Raw genomic sequence first — 24,036 nt, 5'->3', positions numbered from 1 at the left:
ATCCTGCCACCGTGATGCACTGGCTCATGCAGCTCCTCTGGCCCGACAGCGCCTTTGTTGCGCCGACCATGACGCGCCTCATCCTGGCTGCGCTGCTTGGCGGCGCCATCGGACTCGAGCGCGAAGTCAGACACAAGCCCGCCGGGCTGCGCACCAACCTGTTCATCTGCGTGGGAGCCGCGATGTTCACGCTGCTCTCCGACCGCCTGGCAACGAGCTACGGCGGCGACCACACGCGCATCGCGGCGCAGATCATTCCCGGCATCGGCTTCATCGGCGCGGGTTCCATCCTGCATTCACGCGGCGGCGTCACCGGGCTCACCACCGCGGCCACGCTCTTCGTGGTCGCTTCCATCGGGATGGCGGTCGGCGGCGGCCTCTATGTCACCGCCATCCTCGCCACCATCGTGGTGGCGGTCGCGCTGAATGGGCTGCTTTGGTTCGAGACGCGCTTCAACCTCAAGCCCGTCATCGTGCACTACGACCTGGTGGCGACGCATCCCGACGCCGTGCTCGGCGACGTGAACCGCGTCCTGAAGGACGAAGGCCAGCAGATGCGCACTGTGCGCATCGCCCGCGAGGAAGGCGCGGCTCGCCTGCAATTCACCGTGGAAGCGCCGCGCCGCGAACAGCACGACTTGTTCGAACGCTTGCGCCACATCGCCAGCGCGCAGCAGGTACAATCCTCCGCTGCCGAGCCGGTCGAGTGATCCCATGCCGGCGATCCCATTCGTAAAGGCCGACGCCTGCGGCAACGACTTCCTGCTCATCGACGGCATGCACATGCCGCCCGACCTGATCGTCTTCGCGAAAAAGATCTGCGATCGCCACAGCGGCGTGGGTGCGGATGGAGTCGAGTGGCTGCTGCCCGACCAGGAAGCCACCGTGCGCGCGCGTCTGTTCAACGCCGATGGCTCCGAGGCGGAGATCTCGGGCAACGGTACCCGCTGCGTCGCCGCGCATTGGGTCGCCGAACATCGCGCCTCCGAGCATGACGCCGGTGACGCGCTCACTGTCCGCACCGGCGCCGGCATCAAGCGTTGCCGGCTCACCACGCACGAAGCCAACATTTATTGGTTCGAGATGGATATGGGCGAGCCCCAGGTGGGCGACGAGTTTCCCATCAAGCTCGCTTTCGCTGAGGTGCGCGGCATCCCCGTCTCGATGGGGAACCCGCACTTCGTCGTTTTCGTGCCCGAGTTCGCGCCCGGATGGCAGGCCGAAGCCGCCGAGATCGGCAAGCACCACGACTTCAAGTACGGCATTAATGTTGAGCTGGTACGTGCCGGCAAACCCGACACCATCGAGATGCGTATCTTCGAGCGCGGCGTGGGCGAGACGCGCTCTTCCGGCACCGGCTCTTGCGCCGCCGCGGTCGCCGCCATCCACACCAAGCGAGCGACGTCGCCGGTGAAGGTCATCGCACCCGGCGGCGTGCAGACGGTCCGCTGGGAGGGTCAGTCGGTCTTCCTCAACGGTCCGGCGCAGCTCGTCTGCCGGGGCGAGTTTTTCATTTAAGATGAGACGCCTCGGCGCCCCGCATGCCTTCCATCGTTAACTCTCGTCCCGCCCAACCGCGTCGCAAGCCGCCCGCGCTCGCGCCCGGCGACACCGTCGGCATCGTTGCGCCCGCATCGAACATCAAGCCTGAATTGCTCGCGGCCGGCGTGCGCGGACTCGAGCGCATGGGATACCGCGCGTTCTACCTGCCATCCATCCTCGACCACGAGCTCTATTTTGCCGGCTCGGTGCAGCGGCGCGCGCGCGAGTTGGAAGAGATGTTCGAGCGCGACGAGGTGCGCGCGATCTTGTGCGCCCGCGGCGGCTACGGCACGAACACCCTGCTCGAAGCGTTGGACCTCAAGAAGATCGCCGCGCATCCCAAGATCTTCTGCGGCTGTAGCGATGTCACGACGCTGCTTACTTATTTCGCCGACCAGGCCGGCTTCGTTACGTTTCACGGTCCGATGGCGACCAGCGACTTTGCCGGCAAAGAAGGTGGTGGCGTCGAGCTCTCCTCGTGGCAGGCTGCGGTGAGCGGCAAGCCGGAGTGGGATTTACCAAGCAGCAATGTCCGCGCCCTCGTCGAAGGAAGCGCCGACGGCGTGCTCTATGGCGGCTGCCTCTCGTTGCTCGTGGCGTCGCTCGGGACGCCATACGAGATCCAGACCGGCGGCACCATCCTGTTCCTCGAGGACGTGGGCGCGAAGCCTTACCAGATCGATCGCATGCTGATGCAGTTGCGCCTGGCAGGAAAATTCGCGGGCGTGCGCGCCCTCGTCTTCGGTGAGATGCTCGACTGCAAACAGCATCCCGACCAGAAGTACTCGCTCGATGAAGTCATCCTGCGCGTGGTCGGCGACCTCGGCGTGCCCGTCGTTACCGGACTGAAGTCCGGACACGTGACGGGAGAGAACATCACACTCCCCATCGGCGCACAGGCGCGGCTGCGCGCCGAAAAGAAAGTGGGAGTCAAGCTCAGCGTGGTCGAACCTGCGACCACTGCGCGCCCCGCGCAAAAGACTTCAAGCGCGCAGACTTCAAGCGCAAAGCCCCCGGCCCGAGGACGCTCCTAGGATGCGCGCCGGCGACTCATCGCAGCAGCACGTCCATCTCATCGGCATCTGCGGCACCGCCATGGCCTCGCTCGCCGGCATGCTCAAGCAGCGCGGCTTCAAGGTCACCGGGTCGGATAACGCCGTCTATCCGCCGATGTCCGACTTTCTCGCCGCGCTCAATATCGCCGTCTCGCAACCTTACAGTGAAGCGAATCTGAAGCCGCGGCCGGACATGGTCGTGGTCGGCAACGCCATCTCGCGCGGCAATCCCGAGCTCGAGTACGTGCTCGACGAGCGCATCGTTTTTCGCTCGCTGCCGCAGGTGGTGCAGGAGCAATTCCTGCGGACGCGCGAATCGCTGGTCGTTGCCGGAACCCATGGCAAGACGACCACTACCTCGATGCTGGCGTGGATCTTCCACACCGCCAACCAGAATCCGTCCTTCCTTATCGGCGGCATCGCGGAGAACTTCGGCTCCAGTTTCGCGGTGAAGCAGGGCCGCCACTTCATCATCGAAGGCGACGAGTACGACACCGCCTTCTTCGATAAAGGCCCAAAATTCCTGCACTACCTGCCCCAGTCCGCCATCCTGACGAGCGTGGAGTTCGACCACGCGGACATCTACGCCGACCTCGAGGCAGTGAAAGTCGCCTTCAAGCGGCTGGTGAACCTCGTGCCGCGCAAGGGCGCCATCGTGGCATACGACGCCGACATCAATGTGGACGAATGCCTCGCCCAGGCCTTTTGCGGGGTCGAGCGCTACGGTTTCAGGCCGGATTCGCACTGGCACATCACGGGCGTGGAGTACGAGCGCGAGCGCACCACGTGGCGCGTGCACAAGCAGGGCAAGCCGTGGGCGGAGCTCGAGTTCGCGCTCGCTGGCGAGTACAACGTGCTCAACGCCACCGCGGCGGCGGCGCTGGCTTTGCACTATGAGATCGCGCCGACGAAGATCGCGGAGGCGCTGAAGACATTCAAGAGCGTGAAGCGGCGGCTGGAAGTGAAAGCCGAGGTCGCCGGCATCACCATCATCGACGACTTTGCGCACCATCCCACCGCCATCGCGGGAACGTTGCAAGCGGTGCGGACGCGCTGGCCGAAGGCGCGCGTGTGGGCCATCTTCGAGCCGCGCTCGAACACGCTGCGCCGCAACGTCTTCGAACACGAACTGGTGAAGAGCCTCGCGCTCGCCGACGCCGTGGCCATCGCCAGCGTCTTCAGGCCGGAGGCCATCCCCGAGGGCCAGCGCCTCGAGACCGCCGCGCTCGTCCGCGGACTCAAGCAGGCCGGCCGCCCCGCGTCGGAATTCGCCGACGCTGACGCTATCGTGCAGAAGGTGGCGCCGCAACTTCGCGCCGGCGAGGTCGTCGTGATCCTCTCGAACGGCGGATTCGGCGGCATCTATGAGAAACTGCCGCAGCGCTTGAAATCTCTCCACGAGGTCGGAAGCAAAGCTTGACCCGCAACCGCGTTCTGAGCCGAGCGGCACGGCTCGCACTCACGCTCATCCTGGTGTACGCACTGACGGCCGCTGCGGTGGCGGCGCACGCCGTTCCCGCCGTGCCGGTGGATTACACCGTTTCATTGCGCGAGGCGTCGCGCCACCTCATCCACGTCCGCATGCAGCTTGCCGGCACCTCGAAGGAGCGCGACGTGCGACTGCCGGTATGGAACGCGCTCTACCAGATCCGCGACTTCGCGCAGTACGTGCGCTACGTGCACGCGGCCGACAGCAATGGGCGCGCGCTCGCCGTCCGCAAGCTCGATAAGACGACGTGGCGCATCTCGGGCGCGGAGTCCGGCGCCGTGGTCGATTACCTGGTCTACGCGGACACGCCCGGCCCTTACGGCATGCAGGCCAACACGCAGCATGCGTTCATCAACCTTGCTGAGCTGCTGATGTATCCCGTGGACGCGCGCGAGTCGCCCATGACGGTGACGTTCACCGACCTGCCCGCGGGATGGAAGATCGCCACGCCGCTCCCCGCGCTCGCCGCCCGCAACGGGCAGCACACTTTCACCGCGCGCACTTACGATCGCCTGGTGGACGGCCCCGTGGACGTCGGTACCTTCGCCGAAGCCGCCTTCGATCAGGATGGAGCGCACTATCGCATCGTCGTCGACGCCGATCCCGCCGACTACAAGATGGACCAGATCGTCACCATGGCGAAGAAGCTCACGCATGCTGAGGTCGAGTGGATGAACGAGCGTCCTTTCACCGAGTACATGTTCCTCTATCACTTTCCGCACGGGCCTGGCTCGGGCGGGATGGAACACGCCTACGCCACCGCCATCGACGTGAATGCCGAGCGCCTGCAAGACGATCCGCTCGCGCTGCCCAGCGTCACCGCGCACGAGATCTTCCACCTCTGGAACGTCAAGCGGCTGCGTCCGGCATCGCTCGAGCCCATCGATTACACCCAGGAGCAGTACACGCGCGCGCTGTGGTTCAGCGAGGGTTTCACTTCCACGGTGGGCGACTACATGCTGGTGCGCACCGGATACCTCGACGAGCGCGGCTACCTCGAGAGCCTCGCGCGCGAGATCCGCGCGCTGCAACTGCGTCCCGCGCACCTCACGCAGAGCGCCGAGGATTCCAGCCTGGATACGTGGTTCGATAAGTATCCGCAGTACCGCCTGCCCGAGCGCTCCATCTCCTACTACAACAAGGGCGAGATACTCGGCGTGTTGCTCGACCTTGCCGTGCGCGATGCGACTGGAGGACGCAAGAGCTTACGCGAGGTCTTCCAGTTCATGAACGAGCAGTATGCCCACCAGGGGCGTCCGTTCCCGGATACCGCCGGCGTCCGCGAAGCGACGGAAGCGGTCACGCATCGCGATTTTGCGTGGTTCTTCGAGTCCTATGTCGCAGGGTTAGAAGAACTGCCCTACGACCGCTTGTTCGCCACAGTGGGCCTGCGGCTGAATCGCAAGCGCGTCACTATCCCATACACCGGCTTTAGCACGGTGAAGAACTTCGACCAGCCACCCATCGTGGTCCACATCGAGGAAGGCAGCGAGGCGCAGCGCTCGGGCCTGGAACAGGGCGACCAGATCGTCGCCGTCAACGGCAAGACGCTCTCCTCCGAGCTCGACGAGAAGCTCAGCGACCTGCGCGTGGGCGATACGGTGAAGCTGCGCGCGGTGGGCCGCAAAGGCTCGCGGGAGATCAAGCTGCAACTCGGCGGACAATCGCAGGATGAGTTCAGTTTCTCCGACGCTGCCGCCGTGACGCCGGCACAGCGCGCGCGCCGCACCGCCTGGCTGCGCGGCGAAGCGGAGCCATAGGATGAGACGAGCGTTCGCCATCCTGCGCACCGCGCTTGTCCTGCTCTTCCTCGTCTTCTATCTGCCGCTCGCCGCGCTCATCGCATTTCCGTGGAGTCTGCTCACCGGCAAGGCCGATTTCCTCTACGCCTGCGGCATGTTCGGCGCGCGCGCGGTCGTGCGTATCGCGGGAATCCGTGTAGTGAAAGAAGGCCTCGAGCACCTCGATCCGCAGGGCACGTACATCTACATGTGCAACCACGTCTCCGATATCGATCCGCCGGTCGTGGTGCCCGCCATCCCACGGCGCACTTCCGTGCTGGTAAAGAAGGAGCTGTTCAAAGTCCCGATCCTCGGAAAAGCGATGCGGCTGGGTTCGCTCGTCCCCGTGGATCGGACGAATCGCGATGCTGCCATCCAGAGCCTGCGCGCGGCCGGTGACGTGATGCGCGCGGGCATCAACATGACCGTCTTCCCTGAGGGCACGCGCTCGCGCGAGGGCAAGCTGCTGCCGTTCAAGAAAGGCCCGTTCTATCTCGCGATGGAGAGTGGCGTGCCCGTCGTGCCCATGACCATCCTCAACAGCTACGAGCTCATGCCCAAGGGACAAAACTACGCGCTGCCCGGCACGGTGCGCTTGATCTTCCACCCGCCACTCGACCCCAAGGATTTCGAAGACAAAGACCAGTTGATGGAAGCGGTGCGGAACGCGATCGCCGATTCCTTACCGGAAGAGCGGCGGTAAACCTCTTAAACCACGAAGGTCACGAAGGTGCACGAAGGAAAATCAGGAACTTATCTTCCTCACTTCGTGAACCTTCGTGACCTTCGTGGTTAATGGCTTTTGACGTTCACCACCCACTCCACTTTTCCGCCATCCCCGATGCGCGCCTCGATCTCGCCAGCGACGCCGGCTTCCACGCGCGGGCCTTTCGAAGTGATGAGGCGATTGGAAGCATCGTAGAAACGGATGGAGAGGTCGGCCGGGTCAGAGAACTTCACGTTGCGCTCGCGCATCTCGCCGGCTTTGAGTTCGCCGATGCCGAACATCTTGCCGTAGTTGAGCTCGACCTCGCGCACCGGCTGCGTCCCGACGTTCCTCATACGGACGAACGCGCGCGAAGAAGAGCAGGAGCAGAGGCCGGAGAGAAAGGCGCCCAGGATGGCAAGGGAGACGAGCGCGGCCGCGCGCCTCACTAGAAGCCCTTCTTCTCGATGATCCTTGCGCTCACCACTACGCCCTCCCGGTCGTCGTGCAGTTTGAGCGGGAAGACGAGGACGTTCCACACGTAGCGCGGATTCTTCTTGGGCAGGTGCGGGATGCCGCGCATGCCGCGGTCGATGTAGGTCTCGCGCGTCTCGGCGACCGTCTTCACGATCTCGCGCCACTCGTCGCTCAGCTCGGGAAAGCTCTCGAACAGGTTCTTACCCACGAACCACTGCCGCTTCTTGTCGAACAGTACGGCGAAGGGATCGTTCACGTACTGCCACACGCCGTCGGCGTCAAGGATCTCGAGCGCCACGTCTTCGCCCATCGACATCGAGATGCGCGAGTAATAGAAGTCGCGCGCGTCCACCACCACTGGCTTGCCGCGCTTCTTGGCTTCGAAGTTGCGCAGCGCCGCGATCAGGTCGTCGGTCGAGCTGTAGCCTTTGAGCAAGTGCATGTCGGCGATGCCGCCGAACTTCCGCTCCAGCGTCGCCGACAGGATGATGATAGGGACCTGCGGACGCTTCTCGCGCAGTGTCTCCGCCACGTCGGTGCCGAACTTGCCCGCGCCCAGGTGATAGTCGAGCACGGCAATGTCGATGTCGGCGAGCTTGGTTTCGGCTTCCTCGATCGAGGTCGCGGTGACCGCCTCATAGCCGTGCTGCCGGATGATGGTCGAGCGCAAGAGCAGGTTCTCTTCGCGATCGTCGAGCAGCAAGACGCGGATCGGCTTCCGCTCCGGCTTGGACACCATCTTCAACCCTTTTGGATCGTCGGTCATTGCTTGTCGTCCTTGTCGTCGTTCTTGCGGCCGCGCCACTGCTTGGCCAGCTCGGGAAGTTTATTAAAAATCGCGACCGCGCGCAGCCATTGCCGGTTGTCGATCGCCGGATATCCGCTGACCACCTTGCCCGCCTCCACGTCGTTAGGAATGCCGCTTTGCGCCGTGGCGACCGCGCCGTCGCCGATCTTGCAGTGTCCGGCCACTCCGACCTGTCCGGCGAGGATAACGTTCTTCCCCACCTCGGTCGACCCGGCGAGGCCGACCTGCGCACACAGCAGCGTGTTCTCACCCACCGACGACCCGTGCCCGACCTGCACCAGGTTATCGACCTTCACGCCCTCGGCCACGCGCGTCTCTCCAACCGACGCGCGGTCGATGCATGCGTTAGCCTGCACCTCCACGTTAGACGCGATCACGGCGCGGCCCGACTGTACGATCTTGTGCCACTTGCCGGCGTCGTCCTTGGCAAAGCCAAAGCCGTCGGCGCCGATGATCACCCCGTTTTGCAGGATCACGTTGTCGCCGATCTCGCAGTGCTCGCGGACGACGGCGTGGGCGTGCGCAAAGAAATTCTTTCCGATTTTCGCGTGTTGGTAGATGACCACGTGCGCAAGTAGCGTCGCGCCCTCGCCGATCTCGACATCCGCCTCCACGATGACATATGGCCCGACGTGCGCGTTCTTGCCGATCTTGGCCGAAGCATCCAGGACAGCAGTCGGATGCACTCCCGGCGTGTACTGCGGCGCCTGATAGAAAAGCTCGATGGCTTTCGCGAAGGCGAGGTATGGATTCTTCGTGCGCACGGTCGGCTTGGTGAGGGCAGGGAAGTCTTCCGCCACGATCACGGCTGCGGCTTGCGTAGTCTTAGCCGCGGCGGCGTACTTGGGATTGGAAACGAACGTCAGCTGGCCGGTACCGGCCGCTTCGATGCCGGCAACGCCCGAGATCTCGGCGTCAGCGCCGTCGAGGCGTGCTCCTAACCGCGCGGCGATGGCGGAGAGCTTCATCGCGAAGCAGAGATTCTAATGGACGGGCGAGGGATGTGGCGAGGGCGGGGTCAAACGGTGGAGTTGTGTTGTCGTCTTATCGCGAGTTGGTATCGCAGCTTCACCTACTCCCCAAACAGCTCTTCTTGCCCCGCCGGCACCGCCGCCGCCTTCTTCCGCCGCGCCGCCGGCCCACCGATCACCGCCAGCACGGTCAGCGAGTCGAGCGCCGTCCGCGGAACAAAGATGCGCTGCGTGTTGGCGCGCGTGTCCGGAGGGATGACGGTGAATCCCTCCGGCGCGTTCTGCGTGAGCTCGTTCGGCATCAGCGCTTCGATGGTCTCGTTGTCTTTGAACTTGAGGCGCACCCACAGGCCTTCGGTGCGCGGGCGGGTCGCAAAAGTTTTGCGCGCGAAGCCTTCGCCCTCGCTGAATTCGCGGACGAAGTAGACGCCCTTCACCTCGGCCAGCTCGATCATCACGACTTTCCCCGAGACGTTCAGCAGCTCGAGCTTGCCTTCGGAGACGAACTCCGGCGAGACGTAGCCCTGGATGGCGTCGCGGTCGAGCTTGCGAACGATGACTTTCTTGTGGGTTGAGGGCATTCAGGACCAGTTTCGAGTTTCGAGTTTCCAGTTTCCAGAAGAACCAGTAATTGGGCCATGTCGGGACACACCCCAATATCTGCGGCCTTCCTGCGAACCGCGATTCTGCGCCATTTCTGCCGAGAATCCAACGCCGAACGCCAAAAGTAGCCAAGAACGTAAACCTGTGTTATCTTCTAGTGTTGGTCGCGGCCCCGTGGACGTCCTATAAGTCGTTTGTACGGAATCACTTACAGGGATATTTCTAAACGGAGACGCCCTTAGTGGCGCCTCGGACGGCCAGATGGCCGTCTCTACCTGGGACCATTCGTAGGAGATAGACCCGGCAGTTCGCGGCAAGAAGTCCGCCCGCTAGCGCGCCACCCAAGCATGGCCGACTACTTATACATGATGGAATCGCGGCTCTCGCCCGAGCAGCACAAGGGCGTGGCCCTGGTCACCGACGCCGCACGCGCCCACGAAATGAACGTGTATCTCGTCGGCGGCGGCATCCGCGACATGATCTCGGGATACAACATCCGCGACCTGGACTTCGCCGTCCAGGGTAATGCGCTGCGCCTGGTCAAGGACCTGGAAAAGGCCGGCGCCGTCATCCAATGGATGAACGAAGATTTGAAATCCATGGGCCTGCTGTTGCCCGGGAACATGCGCGCCGAGATCGTGATGACGCGCACCGAGAAGTACGACAAGCCCGGCCGCACTCCGGAAGTGCACCAAGCCACCATCAGTGAAGACCTGCGCCGCCGCGACTTCACCGTCAACGCCATGGCACTCTCGCTGAATCCCGGGTCGCGCGGCCTGTTGCTCGATCCCGCGAACGGCGTTGCCGACGTGGAAGCCAAGCTCATCCGCGTGCTGCACAACTACGCCTTCCTCGAAGAGCCTTCGCGGCTCATCCGCGCCACGCGCTTCTGCGCCCGCTTTCACTGGACCATCGAAGAGCGCACCCAGGCGCGCTACAACACCGCGGTCGAGAATAAGTACATCGAGAACATCTCCGACGAAGCTCGCGGCCGCGAGATCGAGCAGATGGCCTATGAAGACGATCCGCTGGCCATCCTGCGTGCGCTCGAGAAAGAAGGCTGGCTGCGCGTGCTGCATCCGCGCTGGTCGGTCGCCAAAGTGGATAACTCCGGACTCTCCGACCTGTTGAAGACGCGGGCCCAGCTTGCCGACTTCGGATATCCCACCGACCCTGCGCCCGCGATCCTGTACTTCCTCACCGGCAACATGCCGGAGAGCGACCGCAAGGAGTTGCAGAAGCTCATCCCCAACAAATGGCTGGTGGAGAAGTGGCGCGTGCTCGAGGACGAAGCCAAAGAGCTGGCGCAGAAACTAACCTCGAAGGAAGCCGCAACGCCGTCGCTCACCTGGAAGCTTTTGGACAAGTACCGTCCCGAGACCATCCTGTTCCTCGCCGTCACCGCGCGCCAGCAGGCGGTGCAGCAGAAGCTGAAGAACTTCCTCAACAAGTGGCGCCAGATTAAGGCGAGGATCCCGCTCCCTGAGATGATCGAGATGCGGATCACGCCCGAGCTCGAGGAGTATCCCATCGTCGCCGAGCACGTGTTTTACATGCTCATCGACCAGCGCTCGAAGAGCGAGGTCAAGAAGTTCCTGAAGCAGTTCGAGCCGCCGCCTCCGCCGCCACCGCCTCCGCCGCCGGTCAAACGCGGACGCAAGGCTGAGCCGCCACCGCCCGCACCCGTCGTGCCCGAAGTGAAAGGCAAGGGGAAGGGCAAGAAGGGCAAGGGCGAGCCGCAGATCGTTTCGACCACAGCTCCTGCCGCCGCTCCCGCCGGCAAGGGCAAGCCAGCTGCGCCTGCGGCTGTTGCTGCGAAAGGGAAGAAAGCCGCCGCGAAGCCTGCGCCGAAAGCCAAGGCGCACAAGCCTGCGAAGAAGCCCGCCAAGAAGAAGCGGTAGACCGTTAACCACGAAGGTCACGAAGTTTCACGAAGAGGTCACTGCAGGCCTTCATCGTGTTCCTTCGTGACCTTCGTGGTTTAAAAGGTTTTCCCGGTTAGAGCCGCGTAATCCACAGGCCATGATGCCCTCCCAAGCAGATAAAATCTAACTAGTCCCCATGTCGCAATTCGTCCATCTCCATCTCCACACCGACTACTCGCTGCTCGACGGCGCGTGCGGCGTGGACAAGCTTGTCGCCAAAGTGAAGGAGCACGGCATGCCGTCCGTTGCCGTGACCGATCACGGCAACATCTTTGCGGCACTCGAGTTCTTCAATGCGGCGAAGGATGCCGGGGTGAAGCCCATCATCGGCTGCGAGCTCTACGTCTCGAAGAAGGACGACCACGACACCCGCCGCACCCCGCCCGATGGCGACACCTACAACCATCTGCTGGTGCTGGCCGAGACCGACGAGGGGTATCGCAACCTGGTCAAGATCACCAGTGAAGCTTCGCTGCACGGCTTCTACTACAAGCCGCGCATCTCGAAGAACTATCTCGCCGAGCACGCCAAGGGATTGATCGCGCTCTCCGGCTGCCTGAAGGGCGAGGTCGCCGAGCGGCTGACGGAAGGGAAGTACGACGAGGCCAAGAAAGCTGCGGCCTACTTCGGCGACATCTTCGGCAAGAATAATTTCTTCCTCGAGATCCAGGACCAGGGACTCGAGCTCGAGCACCAGATCCATCCTGACCTCTTCCGCCTGGAAAAAGAGCTGGGCGTGCCGCTGGTCGCGACCAACGACTCGCACTATATCTGTGAAGACGACGCGCAGGCGCACGACGTGCTCGTCTGCGTGCAGACGGGGAAATCGGTCCACGACACCAACCGGCTCAAATTCACCGGCAACCAGTTCTTCGTGAAGAGCTACGCCGAGATGCGTAAAGTATTCGACGGCGCGCCACAAGTGCTGGAGCGGACGCTCGCCATCGCGGAGCGTTGCTCCGTGAACCTGCACAAGGTGAAGAACCCGTTCCCGCCCTTCGAGGTGCCCGCCGGTTTCACGCTCGACACCTATTTCGAGCACGTGGCGCGCGAGGGCTTCGCGAAGCGCCTGGAAGAGTTGCGCCGGGTCGAGGCCACCGGCAAGCTGAAGCATCCGCTGAGCGAGTATGAGCAGCGGCTGGCGCGCGAGATCGCGACCATCCGGCAGATGAAATTCCCGGGATACTTCCTCATCGTGTGGGATTTCATCCGCTATGCCAAGGAGAACAGCATCCCGGTGGGCCCGGGCCGCGGCTCGGCGGCGGGCTCGCTGGTCTCCTACGCCATGGACATCACCGACATCGATCCGCTGGAGAACGAGCTGCTGTTCGAGCGCTTCCTCAATCCCGAGCGCATCTCCATGCCGGACATCGATATCGATTTCTGCATGAACCGGCGCGGCGAGGTCATCCGTTACGTCACCGAGAAATACGGGCGCGACCAGGTGGCGCAGATCATCACCTTTGGGACCATGGCGGCAAAGGCCGCGATCAAAGATGTGGGCCGTGCCATGGACATCCCCTACGGCGACGTGGACCGCATCGCCAAGATGATCCCGCCCACGCTCAACATCAAGCTCGACAAGGCGCTCGAAGAGTCGGCGGCGCTCGCCGAGGCTTACGACCGCGAGCCGCTGGTCAAGGAACTGCTCGATACCGCGCGCAAGCTCGAAGGCCTGGTCCGCAATGCGGGCGTCCACGCGGCCGGCGTGGTCATCGCGCCCGAGCCGCTCATCAACCTTGTCCCGCTGCATCGGACGAAGAATGACGAGATCGTCACCGCGTTCGACATGAACGCGATCGAGAAGCTGGGCCTGCTGAAGATGGACTTCCTCGGGCTGACCACGCTCACCGTGATCGACGACACGCTCAAGCTCATCGTGCAAACGCGAAACCAGCAGCTCGACCTGCGCCGCGTCCCACTCGACGACAAGCAGACCTACGAGCGCGTCTTCCACTCCGCGCTCACTTCCGGCATCTTCCAGTTCGAGTCGCACGGCATGCGCGATGTCTTGCGGCGCTACAAGCCCGGCTCCGTCGAAGACCTCACCGCCTTGAACGCGCTCTACCGTCCCGGTCCGATCCAGGGCGGCATGATCGACGACTTCATCGACCGCAAGCACGGGCGCAAGGCCATTGCTTACGAGATGCCCGAGCTGGAAGAGATCCTCAAAGAGACGCTCGGCGTCATCGTCTACCAGGAACAGGTGATGCAGATCGCCAACAAGCTTGCCGGCTACTCACTGGGCGAGGCCGACCTGCTGCGCCGCGCGATGGGCAAGAAGAAAGCAGAGGATATGGCGGGGCAGCGCGAGAAGTTCGTCGCCGGCGCGCTCGCTCGCGGCTTCCCCGAGCGCAAGGTGGTGAAGATATTCGATCTGATGGAGCAGTTCGCCGGCTACGGCTTCAACAAATCGCACTCGGCCGCTTACGCGCTGCTCGCCTATCACACCGCGTATTTGAAGACGCACTATCCGGTCGAGTTCATGGCCGCGCTGTTGACTTCAGAGACCGGTTCCACCGACAAAGTGGTGAAGTACATCAACGAGTGCCGCGAGATGGGCATAGCGGTCGAGCCGCCGGACATCAATCATTCCGACGCGAACTTCACACCGCATGGCCCGGCCATCCGCTTCGGCCTGGCTGCCGTCAAGAATGTGGGACGCAACGCCATCGATTCCATCGTGGTCGCGCGCACCGCGCTCGGCGGCTTCAAGACGATGTTCCAGTTCTGCGAGAAGGTGGACCTGCGCCTGTTGAACAAGCGCGTGCTGGAATCGCTGATCAAGAGTGGCGCGATGGACCCGCTCGGCCCGCGCGCGCAGCTGATGGCAGTGATCGACAAAGCCATCGAACGCGCGCAGAAATCGCATCGCGACGCGGAGAGCGGACAGCACGGCCTCTTCGGCGTCTTTGCCGACGACCAGGCGGCCCCCGCAGACAATGACAAGCTTCCCAACCTGCCCGACTGGGACGAGCACCAGCGCCTGGCCGGCGAGAAAGAGATGCTGGGCTTCTTCGTGAGCGGACATCCGCTCGAGAAGTACAAAGACAAGCTCGCGGATTTCTCCGCCCTCGACACCGAAGCCATCCTGGCGATGAAGTCCTCGACCGGCAAGGAAGAGATTGCGACCGGCGGCATGCTCGCCGGCGTCCGCGTGGCAAAGTCGAAGAAGGGCGACCTCTACGCGCAGTGCGTCCTCGAAGACATGGTCGGCGCGGTCGAAGCAGTCGTCTTTCCCGAGGCCTATCGCCGGCTCGCCGAGAAACTGAAGCTCGACGTGCCCGTACTCGTTCGTGGTGGGGTGCGGGTAGAAGAAGGCGCGAGTCCAAAGCTGATGATCTCTGACATTCGCACGCTCGAAGAGGCCAAGCCGAAGCTGGCGCGCTCGCTGCGCATCCGCGTGCCGCTCGAGACCGCGACGGAGCAGACCATCGACGCGCTGCATTCGCTCTGCATCGAGCGCAAAGGCGAAGCCAAGTTGCTGTTCGACGTGGAACGCGCCGGCGAGTTCATGGTGGTGATGGAGGTCGAAGGCTATAATGTGATGCCGGACCGCTATTTCATCACCCGCGTGGAAGAGCTGTGCGGACGCGGCGCGGTCCGCGTGATCGACTAGAAGCTGCTCCCCCACTTCGACGATGCCCACGAAATCCGAGCGCGAGCTCGAGAACATCGAAAAGCATATCGCGCAACTGGAAGCCGCCGCCGGCGACAACCAGGAGGCCAGGCAGAGGCTGGCCGCCCTGCACTCCCAGGTCGCGCAACTGCGAAAGCAGATCCACGCCCAATACGAAGCCTGGCAGAAGACCGAACTGGCTCGCCATCCGCAGCGCCCCTACACGCTCGACTACATCGAGCGCATCTTTTCCGGCTGGAGCGAGATCCACGGTGACCGCTCCTACGCCGACGATCCCGCCATCATCTGCGGCATGGCCCACTTCCACGGCAACGAAGTGATGCTCATCGGACACCAGAAAGCGCGCGACACCAAGCAGAAGGTCTATCGCAATTTCGGCATGCCGAATCCCGAGGGGTATCGCAAGGCGCTGCGCGCGATGAAGATCGCGGAGAAATTCAAGCGTCCCGTGTTCACCTTGGTGGATACCCCCGGCGCCTATCCCGGCTTGGGCGCCGAGGAGCGTGGCCAGGCCGAAGCCATCGCCCGTAACTTGCGCGAGATGGCGCGGCTGCGTGTCCCCATCATCACGGTGATCACCGGCGAAGGCGGTTCAGGGGGCGCGCTGGCTATCGCCGTGGCCGACCGCGTCCTGATGATGGAGAACTCGGTCTACTCGGTCATCTCGCCCGAAGGCTGCGCCTCCATCATGTGGCGCGACCCCTCGAAGAAAGATGTGGCCGCGGAAGCGCTCAAGATCACAGCGAAAGACCTGACGGAACTGGGATGCGTGGATGGCATCGTCCCTGAGCCGCCTGAGGGGGCGCACGCCGACCACGATGCTGCCGCCGCGCTGCTCGACCAGGCGCTGCTCAGCCACTACTACGAGATCAAGAACCTCGCCACCGACGATCTGCTCGCCCAGCGTTACGACAAGTTCCGCCACATGGCCCAGTTCTTCAAGGAAGAACCGGCGTAGAGTGGCCCGCCGCTGAATCCGTTTCGTTTTCCCAGCATCCATTTTGTATAATCAAATGTTTCGAGAACATCTCCAAATCATTCATAGAACAACCGCTTTCTTCGTTGGAAGCTTGCGCAAAGGAAACTCTCGTTATGGCAACTGATGTAGTGGTACAGCAGCACCGCCAGGGACCGCCGCCCACCAAGACCGTCAACGACTTCTCCATCCAGGTCGCCACGGTCAACGGTTCGGGCTCGCAATCGGCGAACATGGTGCTGTTGCGCAGCATCTTTCAGATGGGCATCCCGGTCTCGGGCAAGAATCTTTTCCCTTCGAACATCGCCGGACTGCCGACCTGGTTCACCATCCGCGCCAATAAAGACGGCTACATCGCGCGCAAGAAGGAAGTGGACTTCCTCATCGCGATGAACGCGGAGACCGCCATCGAAGACGCGAAGTCGCTCTCGCCTGGCGCCGCCGTGCTCTATGACGAGCCGTTGAATCTTTCCGCCGTCCGCGATGATGTGGTGTTCTACGCCGCTCCCTTCGACAAGCTGGTGGCAGCGGTGTGTCCGGAAGCCAAGCTGCGCAAGCTGGTGAAGAACATGATCTACGTGGGCGTGGCTGCGCAGCTCATCGGCATCGACATGGCCGAGGTGGAGCGCGCCGTGCGCAAGCAGTTCAAGAAGAAACAAAAAGCTGCGGACCTGAACTTCGCCGCGGTGAAAGCGGGCTTCGACTACGCTGCCGCATCGCTGAAGAAGGCGGACCACTGTTCCGTGGCGCCGATGAACGCCACGCAAGGCAAGATCATCATCGACGGCAACGCTGCCGCCGCGCTCGGCTCGATGTTCGCCGGCGTGACGGTGGTGACCTGGTATCCCATCACGCCATCGTCGTCGGTTTGTGAGCAGCTCATCGACTACATGAAGCACTACCGCATCGGCGCCGACGGCAAAGCGACCTTCGCCATCGTGCAAGCCGAAGACGAGCTTGCCGCCATCGGCATGGTGTTGGGCGCCGGCTGGGCAGGCGCACGCTCGATGACTGCGACTTCCGGCCCCGGCATCTCGCTGATGTCCGAATTCGCCGGCCTCGGCTACTACGCCGAGATCCCCGGCGTGATCTGGGACATCCAGCGCACCGGTCCTTCCACCGGACTGCCCACCCGCACCATGCAGGGTGACATCCTTTCGACCGCGCTGCTCTCGCACGGTGACACCAAGCACATCATGCTGCTGCCCGATTCGGTCTCCGAGTGCTTCGACATGGCGTTCGACGCCTTCGACCTCGCCGACCTTTTCCAGACGCCCATCTTCGTGATGAGCGACCTCGACCTCGGCATGAATAACTGGATGAGCGAGCCGTTCAAGTATCCTGACCGCCCCATCAATCGCGGCAAGGTGTTGAGCAAGGCCGACCTCGAGAAGGCGGGCAGTTTCGCGCGCTACAAAGATGTGGACGGCGACGGCATCGGCTATCGCACCTTGCCCGGCACCGATCATCCTGCCGCCGCGTACTTCACCCGCGGCTCCGGGCACAACGAGAAGGCGCAGTACTCCGAACGGCCAGACGACTATCAGAACAACATGGACCGCCTCGCCAAGAAGTTCGAGACCGCGCGCTCGCACGTTCCCATGCCCATCGTCGAGACCGGCAAATCGAAGATCGGCATCATCGCCTATGGCACCACGCACTGGGCCATCGTCGAGAGCCGCGACCAGTTGCGCAAGGACTACAAGCTCGAGACCGATTACCTGCGCCTGAAAGCGTTCCCGTTCACGCGCGAGGTGCACGACTTCGTGAAGAATCACGACCGCATCTACCTGGTCGAGCAGAATCGCGATGCGCAGATGCTCGACCTGCTCAAGCTCGACTTGAGCGTAGACCAGATCCCCAAGCTGCGCAGCATCCGCCACTACAACGGATTGCCCATCGACGCGCGCAGCGTCACCGACGAACTCGTTACCCAAGAAGGCAAATAGCAGAAGGGAAGCAGCTACATGGCCAGCACTCCGACAACCCCACCGACCGCAACACCGCCCGCGGCACAACCAGCCGTCAAGACGAACCGCATCGGACTCTCCATCATGGAGTACAAGGGCGGCAAGACGACCTTGTGCGCCGGCTGCGGCCACAACGCCATCTCCGAGCGCATCATCGACGCGATGTACGAGATGGGCGTGCAGCCCGAACGCCTGGCCAAGTTCTCCGGCATCGGATGCTCCTCGAAGAGCCCGGCCTATTTCCTCAGCCGCTCACACAGCTTCAACTCGGTGCACGGCCGCATGCCTTCGGTCGCTACCGGTGCGCTGCTCGCCAATCGCAGCCTGATGGGCATCGGCGTCTCCGGCGATGGCGACACCGCGTCCATCGGCATGGGACAGTTCGTCCACCTCATGCGCCGCAATCTGCCCATCATCTACGTCATCGAAGATAACGGCGTCTACGGGCTCACCAAGGGACAATTCTCGGCCACCGCCGACCTGGGCTCGAAGCTCAAGACCGGCGTGATCAACGACCTGCCGCCCATCGATACCTGCGCCATGGCCATCGAGCTGGGGGCGACGATGGTGGGCCGCTCCTTCTCCGGCGACAAGAAGCAGGTGTTGCATCTGCTCAAGGCCGCCATCGCGCATAACGGCACCGTGATGCTCGACATCATCTCGCCTTGCGTCACCTTCAACGATCACGAAGGCTCGACCAAATCCTACAAGTACATGAAGGAGCACGACGAGCCGGTGCACGACCTCAGCTTCGTGCCGCACTTCGAAGAGATCAACGTGGACTACGAGCCGGGGACGACCACGCAAGTCACCATGCACGACGGTTCCCACATCATGCTGCGCAAGCTCGAGCATGAGTACGACCCCACCGACCGCATCGAAGCCGTCCGCCGCCTGATGCAGGCGCACGAAAAAGGGGAAGTCCTCACCGGCTTGTTCTACATCGATACCAAGAAGCCGAACTTCCTCGAGATGCTCCACATGACGGATGCGCCGCTGGCTACGCTGCCTGAATCCATCACCCGGCCGCCCAAGTCGGTGCTCGATGAAGTGATGGAGGGGCTGAAGTAGTCGCTAGTTGCCAGTCTCTAGCCGCTAGGAAAATCAAAAGCCCTCCGAATGGAGGGCTTTTGATTTCCTGCCTAGAGACCAGCGACTAGAGACTGGCGACTCCATCACGCCGCTGCGTCGCCGTCTTTCTTGTCTTGCTTCTTCTTGTCGTTCCTTTGTTTGATCCCCGGCTCAGGCACCTGCGTCCCGCCTTCGGAGTTGTGGCCGGGCGCGGGCAGCGTGTCCTTGTCTTTCAGGTTCGGCCCCTCGGGCTCGCCCGAGTGCTCGGGGCTCTCGCCCGGCTCGGGGAAGTCTGAGTCGCTCGACTTGATGAGCGGGTCCTGGTCGCGATGGCCAAGCTGGCCCGCCATCGAAGTCACGGCCTGGTCGTTCGGGTCTTCCGATTCGACCGCACCTTTGTGCAAGTCGCTGTCTTTTTCCTTGTCGGTCGGGGTCATGATTGATCGGCTCCAGAAAATAGAGATTCCGTCACCACACCACGGGTTGCATGGTTTTTCGCGGGACTCGCACGGCCGCGCGCGCGTTTCCGTAATAGAATCCCGCCAGCCGGAATCCTATACCCAGGAGCAGTCGTTTAGTGAGTACCCCAGTAGTGAGTACCCCAGTAGTGAGTACCTCCGCATGAGTAACCCCGGCGCACTCTTCCGTCCCTACGACAAGCTGGTCAAGATCACGGTGAAAGGCCGCGAGGTCGAGGTGCCGGACAACAACATGATCCTGCGCGCCCTGCAGTACGTCGCCGGCGACAACATCGCCTACGGACGCTTCTGCTGGAACGAAGAGTGCCAGTATTGCCGCATCACCTACGACATGGGCGAAGGCACGCCCGCGCACACCGCGATCTCGTGCAAGCAGATGGTGAAGGCCGGCATGCGCATCACCCAGATGGATACCGAGCTGCGCTACTGCCTGCGCGATGTGCCCGCGCCCACCGAAGGTCAGAAACCATAACCAGGAAGGGCACGAAGGTACACGAAGGTTTTTTCAAAAGGACTCCTTCGTGAGACTTCGTGTCCTTCGTGGTCAAAAGGTTTTGAACCTAGCGAGGCGAAGTCCGCTTGGGGCTGGGCTTGCGCGCCGACGCGCCGAGCTGGGTGAGCCGCTGTTGCGCCTGTGCCGCTTCGCTCGTCTTGGGATAGCGCGCGAGCAGCGAGTTCAGTTCGCGAATGCCGGCATCGCGCTGCCCCAGCTCGAGCAGGGCGTATCCCTTTTTCAGCTGCGACGCCGCGGCCTTGTTCCCGCCCGGATACTGGTCTAGCACCTTGTTGTAATCCGCCACCGCCTGCTGAAAGTTTCCCTGGCGGTACTCGATGTCGGCGATGTAGTACTGCGCGTTCCCGGCAAGCTCGTTGTCGGGGTAATACTTCAGGAAGTCGCGAAACTCCTGGTCGGCGAGCTGCATCTTGTTGGCCGTCATGTCGCGCAGCGCGGCCTGGTAGAGCGTGTCAGGCGGCGGCGCCTGCCCCGCGCCCTGCGGGGGCGCCTGCAGGTTCTGCTGCTGCTGACCCATCTGGTCGAGCTGCTGCTGGATCTTGTTGAGCCGCGCCTTCACCTCATCCACCGAGTCGTGAAGTGCCTGCACCTGTGCCGAGACCTGGTCGGTCTTCGCGCCGGTGTCGCCGGATTGCTGCTGCAACGTCTTGGTCAGGCTATCGACGTTCGAGTTCAGCCGGTTGATGTTGTCGGTGGTCTGCTCGATCAGGTTCTTCATCACACCCATGCGCTCGTCGAATGACTGCTGCATGCGCGCCATCGAGTCTTGCAGGGTCTGCACCTGCGTCTGCAGCTGCACCATGTCTTTGTTGGCGGCCAGCGCCGGCGCCGCCAACGCGACGATGAGAAGGGCAGGAAAGAGGAGCGATAGTTTCTTCATATTCATAAAGGGTTACTTGCTTGGATGCAGGGTACCTGTTTCGCGGCGGCTCTCAAAAAGCTCACCACGAAGGTCACGAAGTAGCACGAAGGAAAACAAACTAAGTATCCGTCCTTCGTGAACCTTCGTGACCTTCGTGAACCTTCGTGACCTTCGTGGTAAAGGTTCGTCTTACTTGTTCAGCACAAAATGCCCGCGCCGGTTCTGCTGCCAGCACGCCTCGCTCGACTCGTTGCAGAACGGCTTTTCCTTGCCGAACGTCACCGGGCGGATATTGCCACCGTTCGCACCCGCCTGCACCAGCGCGTTCCTCACCGCCTCAGCGCGGTTGGTGCCGAGCGTGAGGTTGTACTCGATGGAGCCGCGCTCATCGCAGTGGCCTTCCACGGTGATCTTCCAGTTGGGATGCTGCTTCAGGAACGCGGCGCTCTGTGGTAGCGCGCCCTGCTGGTCGGCGCGGATCTCATAACTGTCGTAGTCGAAGAAAACGTCTTTCACGTTCTGCGCGAACATCTGCTCATCGCTGAGTGAGATGGTGGACTGCGCCTGCGGCTGGGCCACGGTCACACGCGCGGTGGCTTCCTGTGTGCCGCCCGGCCCTTTGGCGGTCAGCCGATACGTGGTCGACTGCACGGGCGCGACCTGGCGCGAGCCGTTCGCCTCCACGGTACCCAGCCCGTCGATTGTCACGGCGGTCGCGTCGTCCGTCCTCCACGTCAGCGTGGTGGATTGCCCCTGCTCGATGGCATCTGGATTCGCCGAGAGCGACGCCGTGGGCGCCGGTGGCGGCGGAGGCGTCTGCGCGATCGGTGCCGGCTTCTTCTTCGCGCATCCCGCGATCAGGATCGCCGCCAGTGCGGTCACTGCGAGTACGAAACGGACGTCTACAGAACCCTTGTGCGTGCCTTTCACTTCATCCTCCACAATAAAAGCAGAATACCCGTCGCAATCCCCTTGATCACTTCCAACCATTACTTCCAACTCCAGTTCGGCTGCGTGTTCTTGCCCGAGCTGGTGAGCTGATGCTGCTTTGCGCCATCCGCCAGCATGGTCCAGATCTGGTCCGAGCCGCCGCGGCGCGACTGGAAGACGATGTGCCTTCCGTCCGGCGACCACGACGGAAAATCATTGGAGCCCTCGTGCGTGAGCTGCACCCACTGGCGCGAGGTGACGTCCATAATATAGATGTCTTGCCCGCCCGGCGCTCCCGGCCCGTAGTGCCGGATCCAGGAGAACGCCAGCAACTGCCCGTTCGGGGACCATGCCGGCGATACGGCATAGCCTTCCTGGGTGACGCGCTGCACGTTGGCGCCGTCGGCGTCCATCAGGTAGATCTGCGGCAGTCCGGTGCGTCCGCTCACCCACGCCACCTGCGCGCCGGACTTCCGGTTCATCGCTGGTTGGCCGTCCGGGCCTTTGAATGCCGTCAGGCGCCTGGGATTGCTGCCGCTCGCTTCGGCCATGAACACCTCAGGATCGCCCGAGCGCATCGACGACGAGAACAGCAGCTTGCCGTCGGCGGTCCAGGAAGGCGCGGTGTTCGCGCCGCCGAGATGCGGGAAGGCGACGCGCCGTCCCAATTCCAGCGAATACATTGCCAGGTCGGCGTTGCCGCTGGTGAACGAGACGTAGGCCACGCGCGCGCCATCGGGCGAGATCGCCGGCGAGAGCGCGATGGAGCCGTCTTTGGTGATGCGCTGCTGGCCGGCGCCGTCGTAATCCATCATCCATATTTCTTTGTTGCCGCCGCGCGTCGAGACGAACACGATCTTGCTCTCCGCGATGCCCGCGAGGCCGCCGCCCAGCCGGAAGATGATCTCGTCGGCAAATCTGTGCGCGATCAGGCGCGCGTTCTCGACCGTCGCCTTCTCGCGATACTGTTTGCCCAGCACCTGTGGCGACGCGGCATTCTTCACGTCGTAGAGCCATCCCAGGACATTCACGTCGTCGCCGGCAACGTTCAGATTGCCAAAGGCAAGCATGGCGGCGTTGGTCGGCGGGTTCGCCCACGCGTCGAGGCGGACTTGGTTCGGCTGGCCCGGCTGGCCGAGAGGGTAGAAACTCTTCGACACCATCTCGAAGATGCCGGCATTATCGAGATCGTTCCACAGCGTCTCGTTGAACGTCTTGAGCAATCGCGCGGCGCGCGGATCCGGGGTGCTCGAAGACGACGTGGTCTTGAAGTCGGGCTGGGCCAGCCGCACCTTCTCCACGCCCAGGCCCGTGCCGGTGCGGATCCAATCGCCCTGCGCGAACGCCGCCGCGCTCGCGACCACGACGAGAAGAAGAACGCTGAGCCTTTTCACCATGGTGTCTTTCCTGTCCCTGTCTTCTTCGGTGTCCTTTGCGTCCTCTGCGGTTGTCATGTTCAACGCTTGTAATCGAACCAGAACTCCACCGCGACCCGGTTGCCGGAATAATCCGGCGGCAACGGACCGAACGTGTCGATGCGCTGGATGGCGCGCACCGCGCTGATATCCAGCGACGGGATGCCGCTCGACTGCTCCACTTGCACGTTCGCCGGCTCGCCCGAGCGCGAGATGTCGAAGGTGATGTACACCCGGCGCGCGGTGGAAATGCTCGGGTCCACCTCGTACTTCATCCAGTTCTCCGAGACTTTGCGCCGGACCACATCCACATACCAGCCGTAGCGGCTGCCAAAATCGCCACCGCCGCCGGTGAATCCGAACCCACCCTTCGCGCCGTTGGTGTTGAATACGCCGTACGGACCGCTCACCGGCCCACCCTGCCCGAACGGGATCTGGTTCGTCGCCACCGGTTGCTGCGGCTTCTTCGGCGGTGACGTCTGTTCCGCCGGCTTGGCCCGCTCGTTCGCCTGCTTCGCCGTTTTGTCGGGGATGGGGATCGCTTCCGGCGCGGGCTTCTCCGCCTCCTTGGGCGGCGACTCGGTCAATCCCTTGGACTCGTTGGCGAGCACGTTGTCCGTCTGCTCTTGCGGCGCGGGCAGCGGGATGGCCGCATTCGAGACCGCCGCATTGGATACCGCCGCATTGGATACCGCCGCATTGGATACCAAAGTCGCGCTCATTGCGCCGCCACCCCCGGTCGCACCGCCCCAGTCGGTGCCATGCATCTGGCCAAAGAATCCGGCGTACAGGAACATGCTGCTGAACAGGACAGCGTGAAAG

21 protein-coding genes are annotated in these 24,036 nt (G+C 63.0%); 12 read left to right on the top strand and 9 right to left on the bottom strand.

From position 1 onward, the window contains the following. Nucleotides 1-14 precede the first annotated feature (14 nt). Genes M3P27_00705 through M3P27_00680 form a run of 6 tightly spaced genes read left to right on the top strand, consistent with a single transcriptional unit; the run spans nt 15 to nt 6,570 of the window. Complete coding sequence (locus M3P27_00705; GenBank protein MDP9266828.1) at nt 15-710, top strand: MgtC/SapB family protein; 696 nt, start codon at nt 15-17, stop codon at nt 708-710. 4 nt (nt 711-714) lie between these two features. Then, nucleotides 715-1,518, top strand: a complete 804-nt coding sequence (gene dapF, locus M3P27_00700; GenBank protein MDP9266827.1) for a diaminopimelate epimerase — start codon at nt 715-717, stop codon at nt 1,516-1,518. Nucleotides 1,519-1,541: 23 nt separating this feature from the next. After that, the gene (locus M3P27_00695) at nt 1,542-2,576 is read left to right on the top strand and encodes an LD-carboxypeptidase (protein ID MDP9266826.1); all 1,035 of its coding nucleotides are present in this window, start codon (nt 1,542-1,544) and stop codon (nt 2,574-2,576) included. Nucleotide 2,577: 1 nt separating this feature from the next. Beyond that, complete coding sequence (gene mpl / locus M3P27_00690; protein MDP9266825.1) at nt 2,578-4,017, top strand: UDP-N-acetylmuramate:L-alanyl-gamma-D-glutamyl-meso-diaminopimelate ligase; 1,440 nt, start codon at nt 2,578-2,580, stop codon at nt 4,015-4,017. Continuing rightward, on the top strand, nt 4,014-5,846 hold the full coding sequence (locus M3P27_00685) for a PDZ domain-containing protein (GenBank protein MDP9266824.1): 1,833 nt from the start codon (nt 4,014-4,016) through the stop codon (nt 5,844-5,846). Before mpl ends, M3P27_00685 begins: the two co-directional genes overlap by 4 nt. 1 nt (nt 5,847) lies before the next feature. Next, nucleotides 5,848-6,570, top strand: coding sequence for a 1-acyl-sn-glycerol-3-phosphate acyltransferase (locus M3P27_00680; protein ID MDP9266823.1), 723 nt, complete (start codon nt 5,848-5,850; stop codon nt 6,568-6,570). An 89-nt stretch (nt 6,571-6,659) separates the two neighbouring features. Here M3P27_00680 and M3P27_00675 read toward each other — a convergent pair whose 3' ends face one another. The 4 genes from M3P27_00675 to M3P27_00660 form a co-directional block, all read right to left on the bottom strand. Further along, a complete protein-coding gene (locus M3P27_00675) occupies nt 6,660-7,022 on the bottom strand; it encodes a hypothetical protein (GenBank protein ID MDP9266822.1) in 363 nt (120 codons plus the stop codon). Next, nucleotides 7,022-7,816, bottom strand: coding sequence for a response regulator (locus M3P27_00670; protein ID MDP9266821.1), 795 nt, complete (start codon nt 7,814-7,816; stop codon nt 7,022-7,024). The genes M3P27_00675 and M3P27_00670 overlap by 1 nt, the downstream gene beginning before the upstream one ends. After that, nucleotides 7,813-8,826 (bottom strand): UDP-3-O-(3-hydroxymyristoyl)glucosamine N-acyltransferase, encoded by a 1,014-nt coding sequence (gene lpxD, locus M3P27_00665; protein ID MDP9266820.1) that lies wholly within the window; start codon nt 8,824-8,826, stop codon nt 7,813-7,815. The genes M3P27_00670 and lpxD overlap by 4 nt, the downstream gene beginning before the upstream one ends. Before the next feature lie 104 nt (nt 8,827-8,930). Beyond that, on the bottom strand, nt 8,931-9,410 hold the full coding sequence (locus tag M3P27_00660) for a hypothetical protein (protein MDP9266819.1): 480 nt from the start codon (nt 9,408-9,410) through the stop codon (nt 8,931-8,933). A 369-nt stretch (nt 9,411-9,779) separates the two neighbouring features. On the opposite strand from M3P27_00660, the gene M3P27_00655 reads away from it, so the two are divergent. The 5 genes from M3P27_00655 (at nt 9,780) to M3P27_00635 (ending at nt 19,014) form a co-directional block, all read left to right on the top strand. Beyond that, a complete protein-coding gene (locus M3P27_00655; GenBank protein MDP9266818.1) occupies nt 9,780-11,333 on the top strand; it encodes a CCA tRNA nucleotidyltransferase in 1,554 nt (517 codons plus the stop codon). A gap of 160 nt (nt 11,334-11,493) precedes the next feature. Further along, nucleotides 11,494-14,976, top strand: a complete 3,483-nt coding sequence (gene dnaE / locus M3P27_00650) for a DNA polymerase III subunit alpha (GenBank protein MDP9266817.1) — start codon at nt 11,494-11,496, stop codon at nt 14,974-14,976. A gap of 22 nt (nt 14,977-14,998) precedes the next feature. After that, a complete protein-coding gene (locus tag M3P27_00645; GenBank protein MDP9266816.1) occupies nt 14,999-15,955 on the top strand; it encodes an acetyl-CoA carboxylase carboxyltransferase subunit alpha in 957 nt (318 codons plus the stop codon). Nucleotides 15,956-16,089: 134 nt separating this feature from the next. Further along, on the top strand, nt 16,090-17,922 hold the full coding sequence (locus tag M3P27_00640; GenBank protein MDP9266815.1) for a 2-oxoacid:acceptor oxidoreductase subunit alpha: 1,833 nt from the start codon (nt 16,090-16,092) through the stop codon (nt 17,920-17,922). Nucleotides 17,923-17,940: 18 nt separating this feature from the next. Further along, a complete protein-coding gene (locus M3P27_00635) occupies nt 17,941-19,014 on the top strand; it encodes a 2-oxoacid:ferredoxin oxidoreductase subunit beta (GenBank protein ID MDP9266814.1) in 1,074 nt (357 codons plus the stop codon). A gap of 104 nt (nt 19,015-19,118) precedes the next feature. On the opposite strand, the gene M3P27_00630 is transcribed toward M3P27_00635, so the two are convergent. Continuing rightward, nucleotides 19,119-19,451 (bottom strand): hypothetical protein, encoded by a 333-nt coding sequence (locus tag M3P27_00630; GenBank protein MDP9266813.1) that lies wholly within the window; start codon nt 19,449-19,451, stop codon nt 19,119-19,121. A 184-nt stretch (nt 19,452-19,635) separates the two neighbouring features. Between M3P27_00630 and M3P27_00625 the strand changes: the two genes are divergently transcribed. Next, on the top strand, nt 19,636-19,965 hold the full coding sequence (locus tag M3P27_00625) for a 2Fe-2S iron-sulfur cluster-binding protein (protein MDP9266812.1): 330 nt from the start codon (nt 19,636-19,638) through the stop codon (nt 19,963-19,965). Nucleotides 19,966-20,053: 88 nt separating this feature from the next. On the opposite strand, the gene M3P27_00620 is transcribed toward M3P27_00625, so the two are convergent. The 4 genes from M3P27_00620 to M3P27_00605 form a co-directional block, all read right to left on the bottom strand. Next, nucleotides 20,054-20,893: a tetratricopeptide repeat protein gene (locus M3P27_00620; GenBank protein ID MDP9266811.1), complete on the bottom strand. Its 840-nt coding sequence runs from the start codon at nt 20,891-20,893 to the stop codon at nt 20,054-20,056. A gap of 165 nt (nt 20,894-21,058) precedes the next feature. Then, nucleotides 21,059-21,799, bottom strand: a complete 741-nt coding sequence (locus M3P27_00615) for an OmpA family protein (protein ID MDP9266810.1) — start codon at nt 21,797-21,799, stop codon at nt 21,059-21,061. Between the two features lie 59 nt (nt 21,800-21,858). Beyond that, nucleotides 21,859-23,253 (bottom strand): translocation protein TolB, encoded by a 1,395-nt coding sequence (locus tag M3P27_00610; GenBank protein ID MDP9266809.1) that lies wholly within the window; start codon nt 23,251-23,253, stop codon nt 21,859-21,861. A gap of 2 nt (nt 23,254-23,255) precedes the next feature. Beyond that, a partial coding sequence (locus M3P27_00605; GenBank protein MDP9266808.1) for a TonB family protein occupies nt 23,256-24,036 on the bottom strand: 781 nt, incomplete at its 5' end.

Source organism: Acidobacteriota bacterium, assembly GCA_030774055.1.
Classification (GTDB): Bacteria; Acidobacteriota; Terriglobia; order Terriglobales; family Acidobacteriaceae; genus JACPNR01.
Note: the sequence above shows the minus strand (reverse complement) of the source record. Positions and strands in the feature narration are given on the sequence as shown.